Origin of the sequence: Rugamonas violacea (assembly GCF_016461825.1) — a bacterium.
GTDB lineage: Bacteria > Pseudomonadota > Gammaproteobacteria > Burkholderiales > Burkholderiaceae_D > Rugamonas.
On sequence record NZ_JAEMNU010000134.1, the window covers coordinates 43,112 to 64,024 of the forward strand.

16 protein-coding genes are annotated in these 20,913 nt (G+C 64.3%); 11 read left to right on the top strand and 5 right to left on the bottom strand.

Annotated features, from left to right (window positions below):
* The 6 genes from H7U20_RS25325 (at position 1) to H7U20_RS25350 (ending at position 7,031) form a co-directional block, all read left to right on the top strand.
* A complete protein-coding gene (locus H7U20_RS25325) occupies positions 1 to 1,386 on the top strand; it encodes a NarK family nitrate/nitrite MFS transporter (protein ID WP_199761917.1) in 1,386 nt (461 codons plus the stop codon).
* A gap of 13 nt (positions 1,387 to 1,399) precedes the next feature.
* Positions 1,400 to 2,830: an oxygen-independent coproporphyrinogen III oxidase gene (gene hemN, locus H7U20_RS25330; RefSeq protein WP_199761918.1), complete on the top strand. Its 1,431-nt coding sequence runs from the start codon at positions 1,400 to 1,402 to the stop codon at positions 2,828 to 2,830.
* 8 nt (positions 2,831 to 2,838) lie between these two features.
* A complete protein-coding gene (locus H7U20_RS25335) occupies positions 2,839 to 3,519 on the top strand; it encodes a Crp/Fnr family transcriptional regulator (RefSeq protein WP_199761919.1) in 681 nt (226 codons plus the stop codon).
* A 61-nt stretch (positions 3,520 to 3,580) separates the two neighbouring features.
* On the top strand, positions 3,581 to 4,150 hold the full coding sequence (locus H7U20_RS25340; RefSeq protein WP_199761920.1) for a hypothetical protein: 570 nt from the start codon (positions 3,581 to 3,583) through the stop codon (positions 4,148 to 4,150).
* A 12-nt stretch (positions 4,151 to 4,162) separates the two neighbouring features.
* Positions 4,163 to 4,837 carry a carbonic anhydrase gene (locus tag H7U20_RS25345; RefSeq protein WP_199761921.1) on the top strand — a complete coding sequence of 225 codons (675 nt, stop codon included), beginning with the start codon at positions 4,163 to 4,165 and terminating at the stop codon, positions 4,835 to 4,837.
* 142 nt (positions 4,838 to 4,979) lie between these two features.
* Positions 4,980 to 7,031 carry a di-heme-cytochrome C peroxidase gene (locus H7U20_RS25350; protein ID WP_199761922.1) on the top strand — a complete coding sequence of 684 codons (2,052 nt, stop codon included), beginning with the start codon at positions 4,980 to 4,982 and terminating at the stop codon, positions 7,029 to 7,031.
* 167 nt (positions 7,032 to 7,198) lie between these two features.
* Here the strand turns inward: H7U20_RS25350 and H7U20_RS25355 are convergent, their stop codons facing one another.
* Positions 7,199 to 8,662 carry a B12-binding domain-containing radical SAM protein gene (locus H7U20_RS25355; protein WP_199761923.1) on the bottom strand — a complete coding sequence of 488 codons (1,464 nt, stop codon included), beginning with the start codon at positions 8,660 to 8,662 and terminating at the stop codon, positions 7,199 to 7,201.
* A gap of 150 nt (positions 8,663 to 8,812) precedes the next feature.
* On the opposite strand from H7U20_RS25355, the gene H7U20_RS25360 reads away from it, so the two are divergent.
* A complete protein-coding gene (locus H7U20_RS25360) occupies positions 8,813 to 9,118 on the top strand; it encodes a hypothetical protein (RefSeq protein ID WP_199761924.1) in 306 nt (101 codons plus the stop codon).
* Between the two features lie 44 nt (positions 9,119 to 9,162).
* Here H7U20_RS25360 and H7U20_RS25365 read toward each other — a convergent pair whose 3' ends face one another.
* Positions 9,163 to 9,594, bottom strand: a complete 432-nt coding sequence (locus tag H7U20_RS25365; RefSeq protein ID WP_199761925.1) for a RidA family protein — start codon at positions 9,592 to 9,594, stop codon at positions 9,163 to 9,165.
* Between the two features lie 110 nt (positions 9,595 to 9,704).
* Positions 9,705 to 10,028, bottom strand: coding sequence for a hypothetical protein (locus tag H7U20_RS25370; protein ID WP_199761926.1), 324 nt, complete (start codon positions 10,026 to 10,028; stop codon positions 9,705 to 9,707).
* 921 nt (positions 10,029 to 10,949) lie between these two features.
* Between H7U20_RS25370 and H7U20_RS25375 the strand changes: the two genes are divergently transcribed.
* Complete coding sequence (locus H7U20_RS25375) at positions 10,950 to 11,951, top strand: ATP-binding protein (protein ID WP_199761927.1); 1,002 nt, start codon at positions 10,950 to 10,952, stop codon at positions 11,949 to 11,951.
* A gap of 91 nt (positions 11,952 to 12,042) precedes the next feature.
* On the opposite strand, the gene H7U20_RS25380 is transcribed toward H7U20_RS25375, so the two are convergent.
* Positions 12,043 to 13,116, bottom strand: coding sequence for a DUF5694 domain-containing protein (locus H7U20_RS25380; protein WP_199761928.1), 1,074 nt, complete (start codon positions 13,114 to 13,116; stop codon positions 12,043 to 12,045).
* Positions 13,117 to 13,425: 309 nt separating this feature from the next.
* Here H7U20_RS25380 and H7U20_RS25385 point away from each other — a divergent pair, with 309 nt between their 5' ends.
* Complete coding sequence (locus tag H7U20_RS25385; RefSeq protein WP_199761929.1) at positions 13,426 to 15,906, top strand: DNA internalization-related competence protein ComEC/Rec2; 2,481 nt, start codon at positions 13,426 to 13,428, stop codon at positions 15,904 to 15,906.
* A 176-nt stretch (positions 15,907 to 16,082) separates the two neighbouring features.
* Here the strand turns inward: H7U20_RS25385 and H7U20_RS25390 are convergent, their stop codons facing one another.
* Positions 16,083 to 16,901 carry a hypothetical protein gene (locus tag H7U20_RS25390; RefSeq protein ID WP_233411075.1) on the bottom strand — a complete coding sequence of 273 codons (819 nt, stop codon included), beginning with the start codon at positions 16,899 to 16,901 and terminating at the stop codon, positions 16,083 to 16,085.
* A 162-nt stretch (positions 16,902 to 17,063) separates the two neighbouring features.
* Between H7U20_RS25390 and H7U20_RS25395 the strand changes: the two genes are divergently transcribed.
* Both H7U20_RS25395 and H7U20_RS25400 read left to right on the top strand, forming a co-directional pair.
* Positions 17,064 to 20,345 carry an nSTAND1 domain-containing NTPase gene (locus H7U20_RS25395; RefSeq protein ID WP_199761931.1) on the top strand — a complete coding sequence of 1,094 codons (3,282 nt, stop codon included), beginning with the start codon at positions 17,064 to 17,066 and terminating at the stop codon, positions 20,343 to 20,345.
* Between the two features lie 10 nt (positions 20,346 to 20,355).
* Positions 20,356 to 20,748 (top strand): hypothetical protein, encoded by a 393-nt coding sequence (locus H7U20_RS25400; RefSeq protein WP_199761932.1) that lies wholly within the window; start codon positions 20,356 to 20,358, stop codon positions 20,746 to 20,748.
* Positions 20,749 to 20,913: the final 165 nt, after the last annotated feature.

Here is a 20,913-nt window from a genome sequence, read left to right on the forward strand (position 1 = left end):
ATGAGCAAATATATGATCAACACCTGGGAGCCGGAGGCGCCCGCATTCTGGAAGAGCGAAGGGCGCGGCACCGCCAACCGCAACCTGTGGCTGTCCATCCCCGCGCTGGCGCTGGCCTTCGCCGTGTGGATGGTGTGGAGCGTGGTGGTGGTCAACCTGCCGACCATCGGCTTCAAGTACAGCACCAACCAGCTGTTCTGGCTGACCGCCTTGCCCGGCCTGTCCGGCGCCACCTTGCGCATCTTCTACTCCTTCATGGTGCCGATCTTCGGCGGCCGCAAATGGACCACCATCTCCACCGCCTCGCTGCTGATTCCGGCGATCGGTATCGGCATGGCGGTGCAGGACGTCGGCACCGGCTATCCGACCATGCTGATCCTGGCGTTGCTGTGCGGTTTCGGCGGCGGCAACTTCGCCTCCTCGATGGCCAACATCAGCTTCTTCTTCCCCAAAGCGCAGAAGGGCTACGCGCTGGGCATGAACGCCGGCCTGGGCAACCTGGGCGTGTCGGCGGTGCAGTTCATCGTGCCGCTGGTGATCACCGCCGGCGTCTTCGGCAGCCTGGGCGGCGAAGCGCAAAGCGTCACCAAGCTGGGTCATCAAAGCAGTCTGTGGCTGCAGAACGCCGGCTTCATCTGGGTGCCCTTCATCGCCGTCAGCGCCGTGCTGGCCTGGTTCGGCATGAACGACCTGTCCTCGGCCAAGGCCTCCTTCGCCGAGCAGGCGGTGATTTTCAAGCGCAAGCATAACTGGCTGATGTGCTGGCTCTACACCGGCACCTTCGGCTCCTTCATCGGCTACTCGGCCGGCTTCCCGCTGCTCATCAAGACTCAGTTCCCCGACGTGAACCCGCTGCAGTACGCCTTCCTCGGCCCGCTGGTCGGCGCCCTGGCGCGGGTTGTCGGCGGCATCATCGCCGACAAGCTGGGCGGCGCCAAGGTCACCGTCTGGACCTTCGTCGTCATGTGCCTGGCCGTCTACGGCGTGCTGCAGTTTCTGCCGCACGGCGGCGTGGCCGGCAATTTCACCGGCTTCTTCTGGATGTTCATGCTGCTGTTCGCCGGCACCGGCGTCGGCAACGCCTCGACCTTCCGCATGATTCCGGTGATCTTCCTGACCGAGCGCCAACGCGCCGCCGCCGGCAAGCCGAAGGCCATGCAGGAACAGGCCATCGTCGACGCCAACAAAGAGGGCGCCGCCGTGCTGGGCTTCACCTCGGCGGTGGCTGCCTACGGCGCCTTCTTCATCCCGAAAAGCTACGGCACCTCGATCGCCTTGACCGGCGGTCCGGACGCGGCGCTGTGGTGCTTCATCGGCTTCTACGTCAGCTGCATCGCCATCACCTGGTGGTGCTACGCCCGTAAAAACGCCGCCATGCCTTGCTAACCGGAGAACAAGCATGAACCAGCCCGCCAGCGTGATCAAGATCACGCCCTCCGTCGAGTTCGACGCCGCCCTGGTGCGCAAACTGAACCAGATGGGGCCGCGCTACACCTCCTACCCGACGGCCGACCGCTTCGCCGGCGACTTCGGCGCGGAGCAGTACCGCCACGCGGTCGGGCAGGTGCGCGCGGCCGGCCAGCTGGCCGACCTGTCGCTGTACATCCACATCCCGTTCTGCGAGTCGCTGTGCTACTACTGCGCCTGCAACAAGATCATCACCCAGGACCACGGCAAGGCGGTGGAATACCTGGACTACCTGCGCCGCGAGATTTCCATGCAAGGCAAGCTGTTCGCCGGCGTGAACCGGGTCGAGCAGCTGCACTTCGGCGGCGGCACGCCGACTTATTTGAGCGACGAGCAGATGGACGGCCTGCTGGCGGACCTGCGCCGCTGGTTCGACTTCGCCTCGGACGAGGAGGGCGAGTTCTCCATCGAGGTCGACCCGCGCACCGTCTCGCCGGCGCGCATCGCCCGCCTGCGCGCGCAGGGTTTCAACCGCATCAGCCTGGGCATCCAGGACTTCGACCCGCTGGTGCAGCAGGCGGTCAACCGTGTGCAACCCTATGAGCAGACCATGGAGGTGCTGCTGGCGGCGCGCGCCAGCGGCTTCCGCTCGATCAGCGTCGACTTGATCTACGGCCTGCCCAAGCAGACCCTGGCCAGCATCGCGCCGACCATGGACAAGGTGATCGCGGCGCGGCCCGACCGCATCGCGCTGTACAACTACGCCCATCTGCCGCACCTGTTCAAGGCGCAGCGCCTGATCGTCGCCGAGGACCTGCCCGACGCCGAGACCAAGCTGCAGATGCTGGGCCTGTGCATCGCCCGGCTGACCGGGGCCGGCTACGTCTACATCGGCATGGACCACTTCGCGCTGCCCGAGGACGACCTGGCGCGCAGCCAGCGCGAGGGCGGGTTGCAGCGCAATTTCCAGGGCTACTCGACCCACGCCGATGCGCCGATGGTGGCGCTGGGCGTGTCGGCCATCAGCGCCGTCGGGCGCAGCTACAGCCAGAACGAGAAGGTGCTGAGTCACTACTATGAACGGCTCGACCGGGGCGAGCTGCCGGTGGCGCGCGGCATCGCCCTGAACGATGACGACCTGTTGCGGCGCGGCGTCATCGGCGTGCTGATGTGCGACTTCGAGCTGGACCTGGGCGCGCTGGCGCTGCCCGGCGGCGTGCCGGCCGGGGCCTACTTCGGCGCCGAACTGGAACGCCTGCGGCCGTTGGCCGAACAGGGTTTGCTCAGCATAGATGGCCTGCGTTTGACGGTGAGCATGCGCGGCCGCCTATTGATCCGTAATATCTGCATGGTGTTCGATCACTATTTGCACGCGCCACGACCGGAAGGCCCAAGTCCGGCACGCTACTCCAAGACCATCTGAGACCTATCATGGACAAGACCAAAATCAAGGTACAGACCTTCCTCTCGCGCGTGCCGCTGTTTAACTCGATGCGGCCGGAGGAGCTCGACCGCATCGCCCTCGGCACCACCGAGGTGCGCGTCGAGCGCGGCCAGGCCATCTTCCAGCGCGGCGATCCCTGCGTCGGCTTCCATGTGGTGTTGTACGGCCAGGTCAAACTGTCGTTCATCTCGGCCCAGGGCGCCGAGAAGGTGATCGAGCTGATCGGCCCCGGCCACAGCTTCGGCGAGGCGCTGATGTTCATGGGCAGCCCCTACATCGTCTCGGCCCAGGCGATGACGGACACGCTGCTGCTGCACGTGTCGAAGCCGGCGATCTTCCGCGAGATCGAGTCCGACTGCGGCTTCGCTTGCAAGATGCTGGCCGGCCTGAGCCAGCGCATGCACAGCCTGATGTGCGACATGGAGTCCTACTCGCTGCGTTCGGGCACCCAGCGCGTGGTCGGCTACCTGCTGAAGGACCGCGCCGTCGACTGCGTCGACGAGATCACGCTGCCGGTGGCCAAGTCGGTGCTGGCCTCGCGCTTGAACCTGACGCCCGAGCACTTCTCGCGCATCATGGCCGATTTGAGCAACCAGCAACTGATCGCTTTCAAGGGCCGCCGCGTCACCATCCTCGACGGCGACAAACTGCGCCTGTGCGCCGGTTGATCCGCACCGGCCAGCGTTTATCCGCGCCGACCGTTGCGCCGGCCTCTTTGTGGAGTACACCATGCTCAAGCCCTTGAACAGCCGCATGCGGCTACTCTTCGCCGCCGGCCTGTTGGCCGTGTTGCTGGTGGTCGGCGGCGCGGCCGGCTTGATCGTGCTGGCCGGCGGCGTGGAGGCCGGCACCGGCACGCGCATCGTATGCCTGGCCGCCGTTTGCGCCGGCGTGCTGCTGTCGATCGCCGCCGGCCTGCTGCTGCAGCGCAGCGTCGTGCGGCCGCTGCGGCAGGCCTGGCGCGAGGCGGGCGGCGTGTGCGGCGACAGTGCCGCCGTCGAGGCGCGCCGGCTGCGCGCCTCGCTCGATGAGATGAACCACAGCCTGGCGCGGATCGGCCAGATCGTCGGCGCCATCAACGATATCGGCGTCGACACCCGGAGCCCGACGCGGGCAGGGCAGGCGCCGCAGGGCGGCGCCACCGTGCTGGCGCTGGACGCGGCGCGCGAGCGCCGGCGCAGCAGGGCGCCAATCGCCTGCGCCGAGGTCGCCGCCGCCGCCGCCGCTGCCGCCGCCGACGACACCTCGCCACAGCCGGCCCGGCGTCACGACGCCGACGCCGGCCGGGGCGACACCTAGCAAGGAACCATCATGGAAGACATCGAAAAATTCGTCCACGGCTTCAGCCGTTTTCAACAGCAGTACTTCAGCGAGTCGCAGACCTTGTACGACAATCTGCGCGCCGGCCAACGGCCCGGCACCCTGCTGATCGGCTGCTGCGACTCGCGGGTCGACCCGATACTGCTGATGGGCGGCGACCCCGGCGACCTGTTCGTCGTGCGCAACATCGCCAACCTGGTGCCGGAATGCACGCCGACGGCCTCGGCCGGGGTCAGCTCGGCCATCGAGTTCGCCGTCTGCAACCTGGAGGTGGCGCGGGTGATCGTGCTGGGCCACGCCCGTTGCGGCGGCATCCGCGCGCTGATGGCGCCGCGCGAGCCGGTCGCCGAGACCGACTTCGTCGGCCAGTGGATGCGCATCGCCGAGCCGGTGGCGCAGCGCGTGCGGCGCGACCTGGCGCACCGCAGCTCGGAGCAGCAACACAAGGCCTGCGAGCTGGCCAGCATCCTGCTATCGCTCGACAACCTGCTGACCTACCCGTGGATCAAGCGCCGCGTCGAGCAGGGCCAGCTCAAGCTGCACGGCTGGTACTTCGACATCGAGAGCGGCGCCTTGATGGCCTATTCGGCGCGCCAGCAACAGTTCCTGCCCTTGGTGTGTCCGCTTCGGCCGGCCAACGAGAGGGCCGCCGCGGCGGCCGCATGAGCTTGAAAGGTTCGAATTCGCGGCCTGTCAGCTGTGACAAAGCGCGCATTTTTCGTATGGGCAGGATGCTATGCTTTAAGCGGTTGGCGGAGTGGCACCAAAAGCGGCGGTGTTGCATAAATCGAATTTGACGGCGAAGTCAATGAACATTGTCCCACGCGCATTGAAGTCCTGGCCGGCGCGCATCGCGCTGGCGCTGCTGTTGATCGTGCTGCTGCCGCCGCTGGTTGTGGTGCTGCTCAATGTGCGCGAGGCATCGGATACCGATCCGGGGCGCGGCGCGGCCATCGTCGCGCAGGACGTGTTCGGCGACAGCTTCACCGAGGTGACCTATCTCGAGCAGAACTGGAAGCCCGAGGACAGCCTATGGTTCTACAGCACCACCCAAGGCTCCGACCTGCTGCCGTACGACTTCTTCATGGCGCTCGAACAGCCCGGCTCGACCAAGCTGTTCCGCGCCAACGAGAACATGAACAACTACCGCTACCTGCCGCAGCGGGCCACGGCGTCCAATCCGGACGCGCTGCCGGTCGGCTTCGTCAAAGACGGCTACCTGAACAAGAATTACGTTGGCCTGACCTGCGCCGCTTGCCACACCGGGCAGATCAATTACCGTGGGCTGGGCATGCGCATCGACGGCGGGCCGGGCGGCGCGGACATGGTCGGCTTCCTCGACGCGCTGACCAAGGCGATGACGGCGGCGCGCGACGATGCCGCCGTCCAGCAACGCTTCGTCAAGGCCGTGCTGGCGCGCGGCGCCTATGCCAGCGCGGACGAGGTCGTCAAGGACATCGCCACCTACACCCAGCGCCTGGTGAGCTACAACGTCATCAACCGCAGCGCGACCAATTACGGCTACGCGCGCCTGGATGCGTTTGGCCGCATCTATAACCGCCTGCTCGAACACCTGCTCAACCGCAGCCAACTGGAAGCGGTGCTGCGCAACATCCTGACACCTGAGGAAATCGCCGTGGCGCTGCAGGGCGTGGGGGAAACGCTGAGCTCGGCGCAGCGCGACCAGGTCATCCTGCGCGTGGCGAAGAAACCGCGCGATATCGCTTGGCTGAAGCGTGAACTGTTCATCAAGGCCGACGCGCCCGTCAGCTACCCTTTCCTGTGGGACGTGCCGCAGCATGACGTGGTGCAATGGAATGGTCTCGGCAACAATGCCGGCCTCGGCCCGTTGGGGCGCAATACCGGCGAGGTGATCGGCGTGTTCGGCTCGCTCGAATGGCAGGACGGCAGCGAGTATTCGCTGGTGTCGCTGCTGGCCGGGCAGGGCCTCAAGCGCCAGACCACCCACTTCAACTCCTCCGTCAACGCCGACAACCTGCGCCGCATTGAGAACCATCTGGTCTCGCTGCAGTCGCCCCAGTGGCCGGTCAAAGTGTTCGGTGCCGGCTCGGTCGACGCGGCGCGGGTGGCGCGCGGCGAGCGCCTCTTCAACAATCATTGCGTCGGCTGCCACGCCGGCATCGAACGGAGCTCCCCGGCCCGCCGCATCGTCGCCTATATGTCGAAGGTGGAAGAGGTGGGCACCGATCCGACCATGGCGAACAACAGCGTCCAATACCTGGGCTATTCGGGCATCCTGCGCAACAGCTACGTGGGGGCAGGGGTGGGCAGCATCCTGCTCGACAAGAAGGCGCCGATCGCGGCCCTGCTGACCAAGGCCACCACCAATGTGCTGAACACGCGCGATCCCGACAAATCCTTCGTGCAACGCTGGGCCGAATGGCTGGTCAACATTGTGAGAGCTTTTCTCAGCAACGAAATCAAGCCGTCCAACAAGCAGGGCAACTACGTGATCGACACCACCATCAGTCCGTACGCGTCGCTGCGGGCCTACAAAGGCCGCGCGCTGAACGGCATCTGGGCCACGGCGCCCTACCTGCATAACGGCTCGGTGCCCACGTTGTACGATTTGCTGCTGCCGGCGGCATGCCCGGCCGGCGACCAGGACGCGGAGTGCCGGCCGGGCAAATTTCAAGTTGGATCGCGCGAATTCGACCCGGTCAAGGTCGGCTTGAAAAGCGACGGCTACCAGGGCTTCACCTTCGACACGCGATTGGCCGGCAACAGCAACGCCGGCCACGAATACGGCACGGTCGCAATCGTCAGAGGTGAAACGACCCTGCAGCCGCTGAGCAAAGAGGAGCGCCTGGACTTGCTCGATTACTTGAAAGTGCAGTAATGCAGCTTGCCGCCTGGCTGTCCAAGACTTATGGGCAACTCGAAAAACCGTCATTCCGCATCGGCGGACCGCCGCGCAGGCGGGAATCTATACCCCGCATGTTCATTGGCTCAGCATGGGTTCCCGCCTACGCGGGAACGACAATTTGGTGGTTTTTCGAAGTTCCCTTATTGCTGCACTTTAATTGGGATTGTCGCTGACCGGAGCAGTTTCGATGTGGTTTCCATGGCACTCGACAAACTCAGGGTATTGCTCGCCTGTTGTTCCTCGTAAGCGAACCAGCCGGATTTTGCCCATTGCCGGGTGGCAGCCAGTTTTACTTGATATTCTCTGTGCAGCTTGCCGTGTTCGCCGCCGAATTGCTTCATCAACATGGAAATGCCTTCCAGGCCCATGCGGGCGCGGCCATGATACAGGCCAAGTTTGCTCATGCTTCGGCGTACCCGTTTCTGCGTGCATATCAAGTTGTTCGCCCATTCCTGCAACTCTTTCATTTGTACCGGGCTGATGTTGGGATGGTTCCATACCAGATTTCTTGAATTGTATTTGCGTAGATCGAATTCAAAAATACCATATTTTTGCTCGATCAGGCGGCGTTGCTCGGTGCGGGGGTAGGGCGTCAACACTTGAATTTGTGCCACATCGAAATCCTGTTCCGCCAGCAGTTGTATATCCTCCTTAATGGATTCCGGCGTGTCTTCTTCGAATCCAAGTATGTAGAATATTTGCGCGAACATATTATGCTTGCCCAGCAACTTGAGCATGTCCAAATTATTATGTTGATCGGTCCGTTTCGACGCCCCGCTTAGTGAACGATCATTCAGGCTTTCAATACCCAAGTGGGCGCCGAACATGCCATGTTCATGCCAGAATTCGAAATTTTTTCTTAAGGTGTCGACCCGCGTCAACGCCACCCACCTGAGATTGTTCTTATGCAGAATTTTGACAACCTCTTGGGCATGTTGCTTGAATGTACCGAAATTTTCATCCAGAATATTGATTCCGCTCACGCCTCTTTTTTTGTAGGTCCACACTATGCGTTCGATCTCTTCCAGGGGGACCATGGTCGCTCGGCCATAGAAGTCTGGCGTCTGGCAGAAATTGCACGTGAACGGGCAACTGCGGGAGGTGAACAAGGTGCCTGAGAACAGCATGCGGGGAAATAGATTGGTGCCGACCACGCCATAGATTTCGGGATGGATCAGTTTGGTGTTGACGTCCGGCTCCAGGCCCATGATTTGCGCGAGCTTGGCTTCACCCCAACCCTGCACCACGTGATCGAATTCGCTCACAATTTCCGGTGTATAGGAGCCGAAATTGCCGGCCCAGATCTCTTTCACCCCCAATTTCCGGGCATGGCGCGCCATGGCGAGCGCTTGTTCTGTTTCATTGATATAAAAAGAGATACCCAACACGTCCGGCAGCGGATTCAAGCTCTTGCAAAAATCCTCCCAGGTGGGATAGTGTAAAACTTTCACCGGAAGATTTGCCTCCAGAAAAGCGAGTGCGGGATGATGCAGAAAGCTCATGATCATTCGCATGCCCTTGCTCGACTTGTCCCATGAGTAAATATCCGGGGAAACGCCACCGATCGGCTGCACTGGCGAGGTTATTACAACGTTACGCATCATGATGCACTCCGTGAAATAGTATTTCTTACGCTTTACAAGGCCAGTGTCAGTGTGTTACTTTTTTGAAAAGTATCTGCCCCTGCCGATCCAATGTCAAGCTCACTTTTCAAAGGACGAAAAAATGAAGGTCCATCGCCTGCGGACGTCGACATGATCGTTTTTCTTATATTCATAAGTGCTTTGTTTGGTATCGGAAGGTTTTTTGTCAGCGGGCATGTGTTGACGGTTCCGGGGACATATGAAACCTTCGCGCATATCTGGTCGGGCTTTTTACTGGCAGTGGCCATGCCGGAATTTGCGTGGGTGTTCAGTTCCGCCAAGAGCCTACTCAGGCATACGCCGATTCCGCCCATGCCGCCCACCAAAGGCGCCGCCGGATTTTCTGTGCTGATTATTTCGATGATTGAACTGTATATGTTCAACTATCAGGGATGGTTGGCCGCCACCTTCGGCTAGGTGCGGTGGAAGACGCGATCCTCGTCAAGTGGCGGTCGTGGCGGCTACCACACCTGGTTTGCCTTATACGCGACGGCGGTGGCCTCGATCTCGAACAGCATGCCGAGCAGCGCCAGGCGCGGTACCGGAATCAAGGTGCAGGCCGGCGCCCGCTCGCCCCAGATGGCGCGCACGGCGGCGCTGAAGACGGCCAGCCGCTCCTCGCTGTGGTGGACGATCAGCGCGGTGAGCTTGACCACGTCGGCCGGCGTGGCGTCGGCCGCCGCCAGCGCGGTGCGCAGATTCGCCAACGCCTGGCCCACCTGCTCGGCGAAGTCGGGCGACAGCTCGCCGAGCTGGTTCTCGCCGCCCTGGCCGGCGACATAGATCAGCCGGGCCGGCGTGCTCGCCTCGACGACGTGGCTGTAGCCGTTTGGCCGTGGGTCGTACAGGCCGGGGGGATTGCTGAAGGTGTGCGATGGATGCGAGCTGCTCATGGGGCCTCTGTGGTTGCGGTGGATCGGTGTGAGCGGAGTGCCACACCGGACAGAGGCCACTGTAAAACATCAAGTCAACTTGAGGTCAAGCGCTTTTTCAGAGCGGGCGCTTAGCCGATCTTCAGCGCCTTCTTCTGGATCTCGGCGTCCAGCTTTTCCTTGATCTTGGCGGCGATTTTCTCCTCGATGTTTTGCCGCGCGGCCGGCGGCATGTTCGCTACGTCGCTTTCCTTCAGACCCATCGAGTCCAATGCCGCCGCGCGCATGCGCTGGGCCGGGGTCATTTTGGCGTAGGCCGCCAGCTCGGCCGCCGGCCCCGATTCGGCCGCAGTGGCCGCCGCCAAATACGAGCCGAAGCTGACGCCTTTGTTGGATACGCTGACGCTGACCGAGGCGGCCGGGGCGCTGCTGTCGTTGACTGTTTGAATTTTCATGGGTTCTCCTGACGGGTGGTTGATGGTGGATGATGCCGCGCCGGCGCGATGGGCGGCGTGATCGCCTAAGCGGAGGGCGATGGATACGCCGCCGCGTGGCCGCGTCGGCGGCCATATCATCACGCTAGCCGGAAGCGGCAGGCGGATCTCGGAGCGTAAATCCTCGGCGGGGCGGGAGAGTTTTCTCGGACGGTATTTTGAGTAGAAAAAACGTGGTAGCCTGACGGTCGAACGTTGGAGGATGATGTGATGACGCCGTCGCCAAAAAATATGCTCGTGTTGTCGCCGGCCGTTGCGGCGGTTCGCCCCCCAGCTGTATTCAAGCCGCCGCCGCCAGCGGCGGGCGGCCTGGCACAACGTGCCAGCGGAGGTGGCGTGCTTGCTGTTCCGGCGGTGTTCCGGCCACCGTCCGCCATCCGCACCCTGCAAGCGAAATCGGCAACGATGGCGCCGGCCGGCGCGCAACTGGCCCGGCGTCCGCCTCCATCCACTGCCGCACCAGCACCAGCACCAGTACCAGCACCAGCACCAGCACCAGCACTCGCAGCGGCACTGGCGCCTCATCGCTCGCTCGTACCTCGGCAGACACGCGGGCCTGGCGCGTTGCCGCCGATACCGCCAGCGTTTCGAGCGGCAGCCGGCGTTGGGCCTCTACAGGCCAAACTGGCCCCCGCCTTGGGCAAGCCGATTGGCGTCTCGCCTTTCCGTCCGCCCGCACCCGCACCCGCACCCGCAGCGGTGCGCGTTCCGGCGAGCGGCTGGCCACACGCGATACTGCGGCCCGGATCGCTGATCGCTCCGGCAACAGCTGACCGCGCGAGGCCTGGGTCGATACCGAGGGCAGCGCTGGCGCAATTGCGTGCCGCGCCGGCGAGTGTTCTTCCGCCGTCGGGTGTGGCCGGTGCCGGTGTCGGTGTCGGGATGAGCGTGCTGCAGATGAGCCGGCGCGGGCAGGACCGGCAAAGCCGGCAGTCGAACAAGACTCAGATGCGATTCCAGAAGGAGCAACGCAGGCAACAGGAAGCGCCGCCCAAAAAAACCAGCGCGCGGGCGGCGCGGCGCCAGCCGCCGCCGCGCGGGGCCGCCAGCCCCAGTGCGCCGCAGACCTGGGGGCTCATGCACTATCTGGTGTTCTATTTGGCCTTGAGCGCGATGCTGGCGCCGGTGTCCGGCAGTCCGGTGGCGCGACGGGACAGGGCGCGTTTGCCGGCCGAACCCGGCCCCGGCGGACCGTTGGGAACTGCCGTCGGCAGCGCATCGTCCGGCCTCAGCCTGGGAAATTGCACGGCGACCGACGGCGCCGTCGAGTTCCGCCGCGCCGAAATGGGACGGTTGGACAGCCGCATGGAGCAGCTGCGGGCAGAGCTGCCGTCCTGCCCGACCATCCGCGACATGGACTCGGTCCGCGAGCAAATCAAGCAGTTGTACGCTGAGACGCCCGTGCACTATCGCAACCGGGCGCTATGTAACCCGAATCCGAGCAAGGGCAGGGTGGTGGCAATGGTCGGATTGCCGGGCAGCGGCAAGTCGACCAAGCAGAACGAATGCACGGCGCTGGGCTACCACGAGTATGATGACATCGGGCGCTATTGGCCGGACTTGCACGAGGTCGGGGAGCGCGCTCGCAGGGGCGAGAATGTGGTGATGTCGGACATTGTGCTGACCAACGATCGCACGCGGGCGCAGAAAGAGAAGGAACTGGGACTGCCGATCGACTACATCTATTTCGCGAACAATCCGGAGCAGTGCAAGAAGAACGCCGTGTATCGCCAAGCCACGACGCACCCGGAACGCGACGTAGCTGGCGAGCGTCGCAATATCGATAGCATGTCGCGCGACTACCACCCGCCAGAAAACGCCCATCCAGTGGGCGTGGCGCCGGAACTGCCGACGGCAAGCGGCGGCCCTGGCGGGGGCCGTTGATGCCGGCTGCGGCTTGCCGGTCAGCTCCAGGCAGCTCCAGGCAGCTCGAATATGGCGACTTGGCTAAAAAGATGAATTGCTCAGCGCTTCCTTAGCGCAATGTGTCGTCCGTACTGACGACACGTACGTCATGCATTTGATTCAAGTATGCTTCCAGATACGCTTTATGCGAGGCGCCAACGATAACCAAAGTACGCATGCCGGGTGTGCTCATCGTTTCTCGAATGTTCGACGCCATGCGCAAATTGCGCGCTTCCCAATATGCGACGTAAGCACGACCAAAATGTTGAGGAGAGGGTTCTTCGAGAGCCGCACCGAAATCGCTTTTGAAAACCAGGCCGGCGACGCCCCGCTCATTGTGGGCGCGGTACATCGCCAGAACGCCTGCCGGCGTATCTAGATGACTTTGTAGCGTGACGGCGATTCGCTTGCGTTCCGCCGTAAATGGATTGTCCCAGGCTTTCATAATGGCTTCGCCATATGCTTTCTCGTCAGCTTCGGACTTATCGGCGGTGTGGTCATCCATTGTGTACACCCGTTCGTGTCCGCTTTTCGCCGCGAGCGGCACGGCGATAAGATAAGTCTCGTCACGCCGCACCCGCAGCGAATGCAGCGTCGCCACCAACCGTTCATTTAAGCCGTCGCCGACGCGTCGTTCGTTCATTGGCAGGCGTAGCCATTGCACCGTTGCCGAGGCGGGTTCGCCGGCGGCCAGAAACAAGGACGCCAGCGTACGCCGCTGAGCGGCAGATGGCGATGCCGGCAAGACGCTCAGGAGCTGCTCGGCCTGCGCCATGGCCTCGACAGTATCAAGGCCAGTTGCGGCTTTGGCGGCCGAAGTATCCTGGCAATAGGATTTGACCGTGTCGCTGTAGCGCTGTGGGTAGCTTCGCAAGTAAGCGCACTGCAAGCCGGAAATCTCTTCTATCGCGATGGCCTTTGGTTGCCAATTTGACAGGCGCTCATTCAGCAGACTTAATTGGCCCGCGTCGAACGACTTTGGCAATTGCGATAAATGCGGTGTACCGAGTACCAACACCTCGTTTATTTGCCCCCTCGCCAGTTTCAGCGTACTGGGAGAAAATTCCGATGTATGGGGTTCAGCCGCGAATACTTGGGCATGAACGCCAGCCACAAACAAAATGCAAACGGATAAGCGACGCATGGGTTTCCTGAACTTGGTTGAGAACGAAAGATTGACAATACATGATTTCTTTCTTCGGTTTCGTGGATTGCGACAGACCGCCACATCGAGAACGCAGAAAGCAAATTTGAGGGACGGACGGCAACCCGCAGGCGGCCGTCGAGGCGCCGTTGCATGAGGGCGGCCGCGAGGAAATCCTCTCCAACGAAGCGGGAAATGCATCATCGGTGACTGAGCGATGTCAAGCCGGCCGCAGCGGATCCGCCCGCCGGTCGCGGGCATGCGTAGCATGGCTGCTGTTGCCAATCATGGAGGCGAGCGGGCGCAAGCATGCGGATAGCGATACTCGGCTTTGTCGCCGGCGCGGCCTGGCTGCAAACGCAGGCGGCCCTACCGGAGTTTCCCTGGTTGCTGCCGGGGGGAGGGTTGGCGTTGGCCGGCGCGCTGTTGGCAGCATATGCGCCGGGCGGGCCGCCGGCGCGGCGCATGGCGCTGCCGCCGCGCCGCCTGCCGCCGCGCCGCCTGCTGGCGTTGGCCGCCGGCCTCATGCTCGGTTTCGGCTGGGCCGCGCTGCTGGCGGCGCGCGCGTTGGCGCCGCAGCTGGCCGCCGCCGACGAGGGGCGCGACCTGACCTTGATCGGCGTGGTGGATAATCTGCCCTATCGTTTCAGCGACGGTGTGCGCTTCCAGTTCAAGGTTGAGAGTGTGGTCGGCGGTGCGGCGCTGGTGCCGCCGCGCGTGGCCTTGTCGTGGTATGCCGGCCAGCGCGGCGTGGTCAACCAGGTCGGCGCGGTGCGGCCCGGCGAGCGCTGGCGGCTGACGGTGCGCCTGCAACGGCCGCACGGCAATGCCAACCCGTATGGCTTCGATTACGAGGTGTGGCTGCTGGAGCAGGGCGTGCGCGCCACCGGCTATGTGCGGCCGGCGGGCGGCAACCGGCGGCTGGACGGCTTCGTGGCCAGCGTTGGCAACGCGGTCGAGCGTTGCCGCGACGCGCTGCGCGAGCGTATCCTGACCGCCTTGCCGGGGCGCGAATACGCCGGCGTGTTGGTGGCGCTGGTGGTGGGCGAGCAGCGCGGCATCGCCCAGTCCGACTGGCAGGTGTTCAACCGTACGGGCATAGGCCACCTCATTTCCATCTCCGGTTTGCATATCACGATGGTCGCCGGCTTGGCCGCGCTGGCGCTTTCCGCGCTCTGGCGGCGCTCCTTCTTCACGCATGCGCAACTGCCGCTGCGGCTGCCGGCGCAGAAGGTCGCCGCATTGACCGGCGCCGGCGTGGCCTTGTTGTATGTGCTGTTGGCCGGCTTTGGCGTGCCGGCGCAGCGCACCTTGTACATGCTGGCGGTGGTGGCCGTCGCGTTGTGGCTGGACCGGATCACCAGCGTCTCGCATGTGCTCTGCGCGGCGCTCGGCCTGGTGGTGCTGCTCGACCCGTGGGCCGTGCTGTGGCCGGGCTTCTGGCTGTCGTTCGGCGCGGTGGCGCTGATCATGTACGCGACGGTGGGCCGCACGCTCGAGCGGATCGACGACGCGGCCATGGCCACGGCCGGCTTGGCGCCCGCCGCCGCACTGGCGCGAACGCGGGCGCGGCGCGCCTGGCTGGCTTTGCGTTTGGGCGCGCACACCCAATACGTGGTCACCTGCGGATTGGTGCCGTTGACGATGCTGTTGTTCGCCCAGGTGTCGCTGGTCAGTCCGCTCGCCAATGCGGTGGCGATTCCGCTGGTTAGTCTGGTGGTGACGCCATTGGCGCTGCTGGGCAGCGTGATGCCCACGCCGCTGGCCGTGCCGGTGCTGGGCCTGGCGCATTGGCTGGTGCAGGCGTTGGCGGCCTGCCTGCAATGGTTCAGTGGCTGGGAACTGGCGGTGTGGTGCGCGCCGACGCCGTCGTGGTGGTTGTTCGGCTGGGCCATGCTCGGCACCTTGTGGCTGCTGGCGCCGCGCGGCTGGCCGGGCCGCTGGCTTGGACTACTGAGCTGGATTCCGCTGTTGACGGCGACGCCGGCGCGGCCGCCCGCCGGCCAATTCTGGGTCACCGCGCTCGACGTTGGCCAGGGCATGGCGCTGCTGGTCGAGACGGCCGGCCACCGGCTGCTGTACGACACCGGGCCGACGTATTCGCCCGAGTCGAACGGCGGCAACCGGGTGATCCTGCCGTACCTGCGGGCGCGCGGCATCGCCGAGTTGGACGGCATGGTCGTCAGCCACAGCGACATCGACCATGCCGGCGGCGCGTTGACGGTGCTGGGCGGCGTGCGGGTCGGCTGGCTGCTGTCCTCGCTGAGCGCGGACCATGCCATCGTGCGCGCGGCGCCGCGCCACGCGCCATGTGTGGCGGGGCAGGGCTGGAGCTGGGACGGCGTGCGCTTCGAGGTGCTGCATCCGCTGGCCGACAGTTACGCCGACGTCGGGCTCAAGCCGAACGCGCGCGGTTGCACACTGCGCATCAGCGCCGGCGGCCGCGCCATGCTGCTGGCGGCCGACATCGAGGCGGCGCAGGAGGCGGCGCTGCTGGCGCGCGCGCCGGACCGGCTGCGCGCCGACGTGTTGTTGGCGCCGCACCACGGCAGCGGCACCTCGTCGACGCTGCCGTTCCTGCTGGCGGTGCGGCCCGAGCTGGCGCTGTTCCAGGTCGGCTACCGCAACCGCTACCACCATCCGAAGGCCGAGGTGTTCGAGCGCTACGGCGTGCTGGGCGTGCGGCGATTGCGCAGCGACGAGGCCGGCGCCGTCACGCTGGCGTTCGGCGCCGAGCTCGATGTGGCGGCCTACCGCCAGCAACATGCGCGCTACTGGTACGCGCGCTAGTTGATGCGGTGTCTTTGCTGCGCCCTCGGTACGAACCATGCACCTGAAATGACGCGACACCTATCGGGGCGTGGCGCGGCGGCGTCAATGCCAGCGGCCAGCACTCGCCGGTCGTGGCTGACGCCGGAATTTCACTTGGTCAGGCCGGCTGGTGGCAGGTTTTTAGGCCCGACTGGTCAAAGCGACGTCTCAAAAAAACATAGCTGCAGGGCAGAACATGCCATGCCGGCAAGCGCTTCTTGCCCCGCCAAATCGCAAGGACCGTCGCGATCAAATTGCTCGCACCAGGACATGCAACCGGCCGCAACATCGATCACGCGCAGAGAAACACGCGCCCCGGCGGCGGCGGCGCGCACGCTTCCCTCAAGCACATGGGTGATTTTCCGGGCCTTCCCGGTCAATGCCTGGCTCTGCGCGAAGTGGTTCGGGACGATGCGATGGGAAAAAGCGTGGAACAGGCGGAATGCGAGTTCCTCGTTCAATCCTTGCGTGAATGCGCTCGCGTCCCTCCCAGGATTGCAATTCACCAAGGGCACGACAGACAGCAGCATTGCCTCATCTAGCGCTTTGCCCCCCGGCGTCACGCGGGCGATGATGGGGCGATAGCTCCCAAGGGGCACGGAAAAGCGGTATGCCGAGGCCGCGCCGGCCTGTGCGTAGTAGTGGGCCAGTCTTTCGCGCAGCCGCCCCATCTGCACGCGCACGATCGGGTCCTCACAGGTGCTGTAGCTCCTCGCGTCGCGGTCAAACACTTCCATCCCCACGGCGTACTCACATAGGCTTGCGGTTTCGCCCATCAGCTCCGCTTCGATCAGGAAGGTGATCAGCCGGGACATTCTTTGGGCTTTGGAAAAATTTATACTCGCCAACAATTGTTGCAGCGAAAGGCGTATCGCGCAGGCCTCGCCGTCGTCGATATCCCGGTCCGCCGCGTTGGCGCGCGCCACTGCGGCGTAGCCTTGAGACGGTAGTGAGAACAATGAACAGTGTTGCATTTTTCACTCTCTGACATGAATGCAAAAAAAGAAAGATTAGTAAGGATGCATTTGCATCGATGCTTGGGTTAGACTCTACAAGGCGCCGGCGAAACTGACCTTCCGATAGTCTTCCTTTTTCCAAGCATATGATTTCATTCAGTATTTTCTGCTGTTCTGCATATGCAAACCGAACCTGAACGGCGCCCGGAAAGGTTGAAGCCGGCGGCTTTTTTGTTTGGCGATTGGCGCGTCGCCCAGGCCAGCAACTCCATTCAGCAAGGTGAGGTCAGCCGCCAGCTGGAACCCAAGGCGATGGATGTCCTGGTGGCCTTGTGCAGCAACGCGGGTAATGTCCTGAGCGCGGAGGAATTGCTGGAGCGGTGCTGGGGAAGCACATTGCACGGCGACAATCAGGTGCACAAAACGATCACCCAGCTGAGAAAGTTGCTCGGCGATCGAGCCGGTACGCCGACGTATATCGAAACCATACGCAAACGCGGCTATCGCGCGATCGCTGCCGTGACGCGCGACGAACAGACAACTGCCTGGCTGGCAGAATCCCCGTTTCGCGGCCTGGAAGCGTTTGAAGCCCGCCACGCGGCCGTATTTTTCGGCAGGGAGGCGGACAGCCGCCGCCTGCTCGACGCCGTCCACGCCCAGGCCGGATCGGCTCATGGCCTGGTGATCGTGCTTGGACCTAGCGGGTGCGGCAAGACGTCGCTGATTCAGGCGTCGTTGGTGCCGGCCCTGGAGCGGGGCGCGGACGACCGCGCCGGCCTGTCGTTCACGTCACTCGATCTCGGTTTGCCCGCGCCCGGGCGGCTGTTTGTCGAACTGGGCAGCGCGATGCTGGACTGGCAGGACGGAGAAGAACCGGTGTTCCACGGCGCCAGCGCCGATTCACTGGGAAAACTGCTGGCCAGCGCGCCCGCATCCCTGACCGCGCGCTTGGCCACGCGCTGGCCGGCGCCGGCACGGCGACTGGGTTTGTTTCTCGACCGCTTCGAAGCGCTCTTCGCCCTCCCCAGCGTCAGCGAGGACGAACGGAGCGCCATGGTCCACGCGATCGACGTCCTCGCCGCCAGTCCTCAAGTGATCCTCGTACTTGCTTGCCGCAATGATTTCTACCCCCGCATCGCGGAGTATGAGGCACTCATGCGTGGCAAGCCGAACGGCGCCCACGTGGACATCACACGCCCGGACAGCAGCGAGCTGGCGCGCATCATCCGCTTGCCAGCTCAGGCCGCCCGGCTCAGGTTCGGCGTCGACCAGGCAAGCGGCGCGCGCCTCGACGACGTCCTGTGTCAGAGCGTGAGCGGCAGCCCTGACGCGCTTCCCTTGCTGCAATACACTTTGCAGGAACTGTATCGTCAGCGCAGCGCGGACGGGGAACTGGCGTACGCGGTCTTCACCCACCTCGGCGGTGTCGACGGGGCGATCGGACGGCGTGCAGAAGAAGTGATTGCCGCGCTCGACCCGGCTCAGCGAGCGGCGCTGCCGCGCGTGCTGGCGCTGATCGTGACGGTCTCCGCCACCACCGACGCCGTCACCAGCTGCAGCGCGCGCTGGGCCGATTTGCACGACGAGGACCAGCGCAAGCTGGTCAGCGCCCTGGTGGAGGCACGGCTGCTGGTCAGCGAACTGGTCGGATCGGTGGCGGGCTTCCGGGTCGCCCACGAGGCCCTGTTGCGGCGTTGGCCGCGTGCGACGGAATGGATCGCTTCACATCGCAACAGTTTGTTGATCCGTGCGCGCACCGCCGCACTGGCCGAACGCTGGATCGGCGCCAATCGTCCCGTGGACCTCTTGCTGCCGCCGGGGCAACAGCTGGACGAGGTGCGCGCCATGCTCGTCCGCGGCGATCTGGCGCTGGGGGAGCGCGGCCTGGCCCTGGTGCAGGCCTCGCATCAACGGGCGCGTTCGCGCGCGCGCATCCGCATGACGGCCATGGCACTGATTTTGACCCTGGCCACGCTGTCCGCCGTGCTCGGCGTTATGGCGGGCGCGGCGCGCAATGCCGCCGAACAGCGCCGCGTGGATGCGGAAGGGCTGGTGCAATTCATGCTGGGCGAGCTGGTGGAAAAACTGCGTCCGCTGGGCCGGCTGGACCTGCTGGACGGCGTCAGCACGAGGGCGCTCGCTCATCTGACGCGCGACCACGGCGGCGACACCGCCCCGTCGGGCGTCCTGCAGCGCGCCAAGGCCTTGCAGGTGATCGGCGAGGTGCGCCTGGCGCGCGGCGACCTGCGCGCCGCCATTAGCGCGTTCAGCGCGGCCGGCCGCCTGCTTGAGCCGGCGCTGAGCGCCCGCCCCGGCGACGCCGAGTTGCTCAAGCTGCTGGGGACGAACGCCTATTGGCTCGGGAAAATCGAGCTCGACAGAAGCGCCTTGCCGGAAGCGCGCAAGTACTTTCTGTTGTACAGCGTCTATGCCGACCGCCTGCACGCGCTCGATCCGGACAACGTGGCGACCTGGATCGAGCAATCCTATGCGTACAACAATCTCGGAACGTTGGCGTACCGCACCGGCGATCTCGATGCGGCGAACCGGGCGTTCACCACGTCGCTCGACTTGAAGACACGGGCCCAGGCGCGCCGGCCGGAGGACCGTGAGCTGTCGGCCGATATTGCGGACAGCCTGTCCTGGCTGGGCGAACTGTGCCTGACGGACGGGCGCCTTAAAGACGCGCTCGCCTACTACGAGCGCGAACTGAGCATCATCACCGCCATGCATGCGGCCCGCCCTGCGGACAGCAAACTGGCCGAGCAGCGCGCCGACGCCTTGCAGCATCGCGCGCTGCTGCTGGCGGCGTTCGGCGACGATCAATCCGCATTGCACGACTACGCGCTCGCCGACCAGCTCCTGGCCCGCAACTTGCTGCTGGAACCGGGCAACAGTGAATGGCAGCGCGCACTGATCTATGTGCAACTGGAACAGCTGCGCATCCGCACCCACAGCACCCTTGGCGAGGCCGAACTGGCCGCGCTGAGCGGCGTGGAACAGCGCAGCGCCGCGCTGGCGCAACGCGATCCGGAGAACGATGTATGGACCAAGCTGGTGGCAACGGCGCGCACGCGTTATGCCCTGGCATTGCTCGAGCGTTCACGCCACGATGCCGCCGGCGACCTGCTCGCCCTTGCACGGACCAGTCTGACTGCGCAGTTGTTGCGCGACCCCGAGGATCAAAGCAGCACGGTCACCCTGGCGATCAACCACCTTGCGCAAGCCCGGCTGCTGGCGGCGCGCGGTGAGCATGACGGCGAACGCGCCAGCTGCCTTGCCGCGCGCGACCGATTGCGATCGGCTGCGGAGCGCGGCAGCAGTTTCAAGGTGCTTGACCCCTGGGTACGCGCCCTCTCGTGCCTGGGCCATTCCGACCTTGCCGCTGCATCCATGGCCCGGCTATCGGCCATGGGCTATCGCGACGCGGCTTACCGGCAGTTCCTTTTACACCAACGATGAAAGCAAAACCATGTCTCCTTCCCGCACTCCCTCGATTGACGTCCCGGTCTTTCTGAGCGTTGAAGTCAACGTCACGAAATGCGCCGGTCCGGTCTGCAATGCAGGCGACTACAACGTGACGTACAACGGACACCCGACTCTGATGATCGAGGTCCCCATGCGTGACAGCGTGATCCGCTTTGGCCTGGACGCCGCGACACCGGAGGACGTCCTTTTTGTCGGCATGACGACTTCGCGGAAACGCTCCGATCCGCAGCTGAGCAGCTACTCCATTTCGGTCGACCGGCGCGTCCTGGTCTGCACCGATGTCGATTCAAAGCCGGGACAGTTCGACGTAACACTGCAATGGATCATTGGCAAGCCCCTGGCGCACGATCCGCAGGTGCACAACAAACCGGGCTAAGCGCCACCAAGGTCGCCTTCTCCGCCTGTGGCAGGGCGGGCCGCTGTGGACCGAGCGTATCGCCGAAGTCAGATATCGCTGTAACCGTAATGATACTGACGCTGCGATGCGGTCTTGCCTACAGTGGCTCCATGGTCACCCACATGACGTGCGCTTCGCCATCAT

Excerpts from the sequence above, each read along its gene's own strand:
- H7U20_RS25325 (WP_199761917.1), top strand. The coding sequence starts at position 1 with ATGAGCAAATATATGATCAACACCTGGGAGCCGGAGGCGCCCGCATTC.
- hemN (WP_199761918.1), top strand. The coding sequence starts at position 1,400 with ATGAACCAGCCCGCCAGCGTGATCAAGATCACGCCCTCCGTCGAGTTC.
- H7U20_RS25335 (WP_199761919.1), top strand. The coding sequence starts at position 2,839 with ATGGACAAGACCAAAATCAAGGTACAGACCTTCCTCTCGCGCGTGCCG.
- H7U20_RS25340 (WP_199761920.1), top strand. The coding sequence starts at position 3,581 with ATGCTCAAGCCCTTGAACAGCCGCATGCGGCTACTCTTCGCCGCCGGC.
- H7U20_RS25345 (WP_199761921.1), top strand. The coding sequence starts at position 4,163 with ATGGAAGACATCGAAAAATTCGTCCACGGCTTCAGCCGTTTTCAACAG.
- H7U20_RS25350 (WP_199761922.1), top strand. The coding sequence starts at position 4,980 with ATGAACATTGTCCCACGCGCATTGAAGTCCTGGCCGGCGCGCATCGCG.
- H7U20_RS25355 (WP_199761923.1), bottom strand. The coding sequence starts at position 8,662 with ATGATGCGTAACGTTGTAATAACCTCGCCAGTGCAGCCGATCGGTGGC.
- H7U20_RS25360 (WP_199761924.1), top strand. The coding sequence starts at position 8,813 with ATGATCGTTTTTCTTATATTCATAAGTGCTTTGTTTGGTATCGGAAGG.
- H7U20_RS25365 (WP_199761925.1), bottom strand. The coding sequence starts at position 9,594 with ATGAGCAGCTCGCATCCATCGCACACCTTCAGCAATCCCCCCGGCCTG.
- H7U20_RS25370 (WP_199761926.1), bottom strand. The coding sequence starts at position 10,028 with ATGAAAATTCAAACAGTCAACGACAGCAGCGCCCCGGCCGCCTCGGTC.
- H7U20_RS25375 (WP_199761927.1), top strand. The coding sequence starts at position 10,950 with ATGAGCGTGCTGCAGATGAGCCGGCGCGGGCAGGACCGGCAAAGCCGG.
- H7U20_RS25380 (WP_199761928.1), bottom strand. The coding sequence starts at position 13,116 with ATGCGTCGCTTATCCGTTTGCATTTTGTTTGTGGCTGGCGTTCATGCC.
- H7U20_RS25385 (WP_199761929.1), top strand. The coding sequence starts at position 13,426 with ATGCGGATAGCGATACTCGGCTTTGTCGCCGGCGCGGCCTGGCTGCAA.
- H7U20_RS25390 (WP_233411075.1), bottom strand. The coding sequence starts at position 16,901 with ATGCAACACTGTTCATTGTTCTCACTACCGTCTCAAGGCTACGCCGCA.
- H7U20_RS25395 (WP_199761931.1), top strand. The coding sequence starts at position 17,064 with ATGCAAACCGAACCTGAACGGCGCCCGGAAAGGTTGAAGCCGGCGGCT.
- H7U20_RS25400 (WP_199761932.1), top strand. The coding sequence starts at position 20,356 with ATGTCTCCTTCCCGCACTCCCTCGATTGACGTCCCGGTCTTTCTGAGC.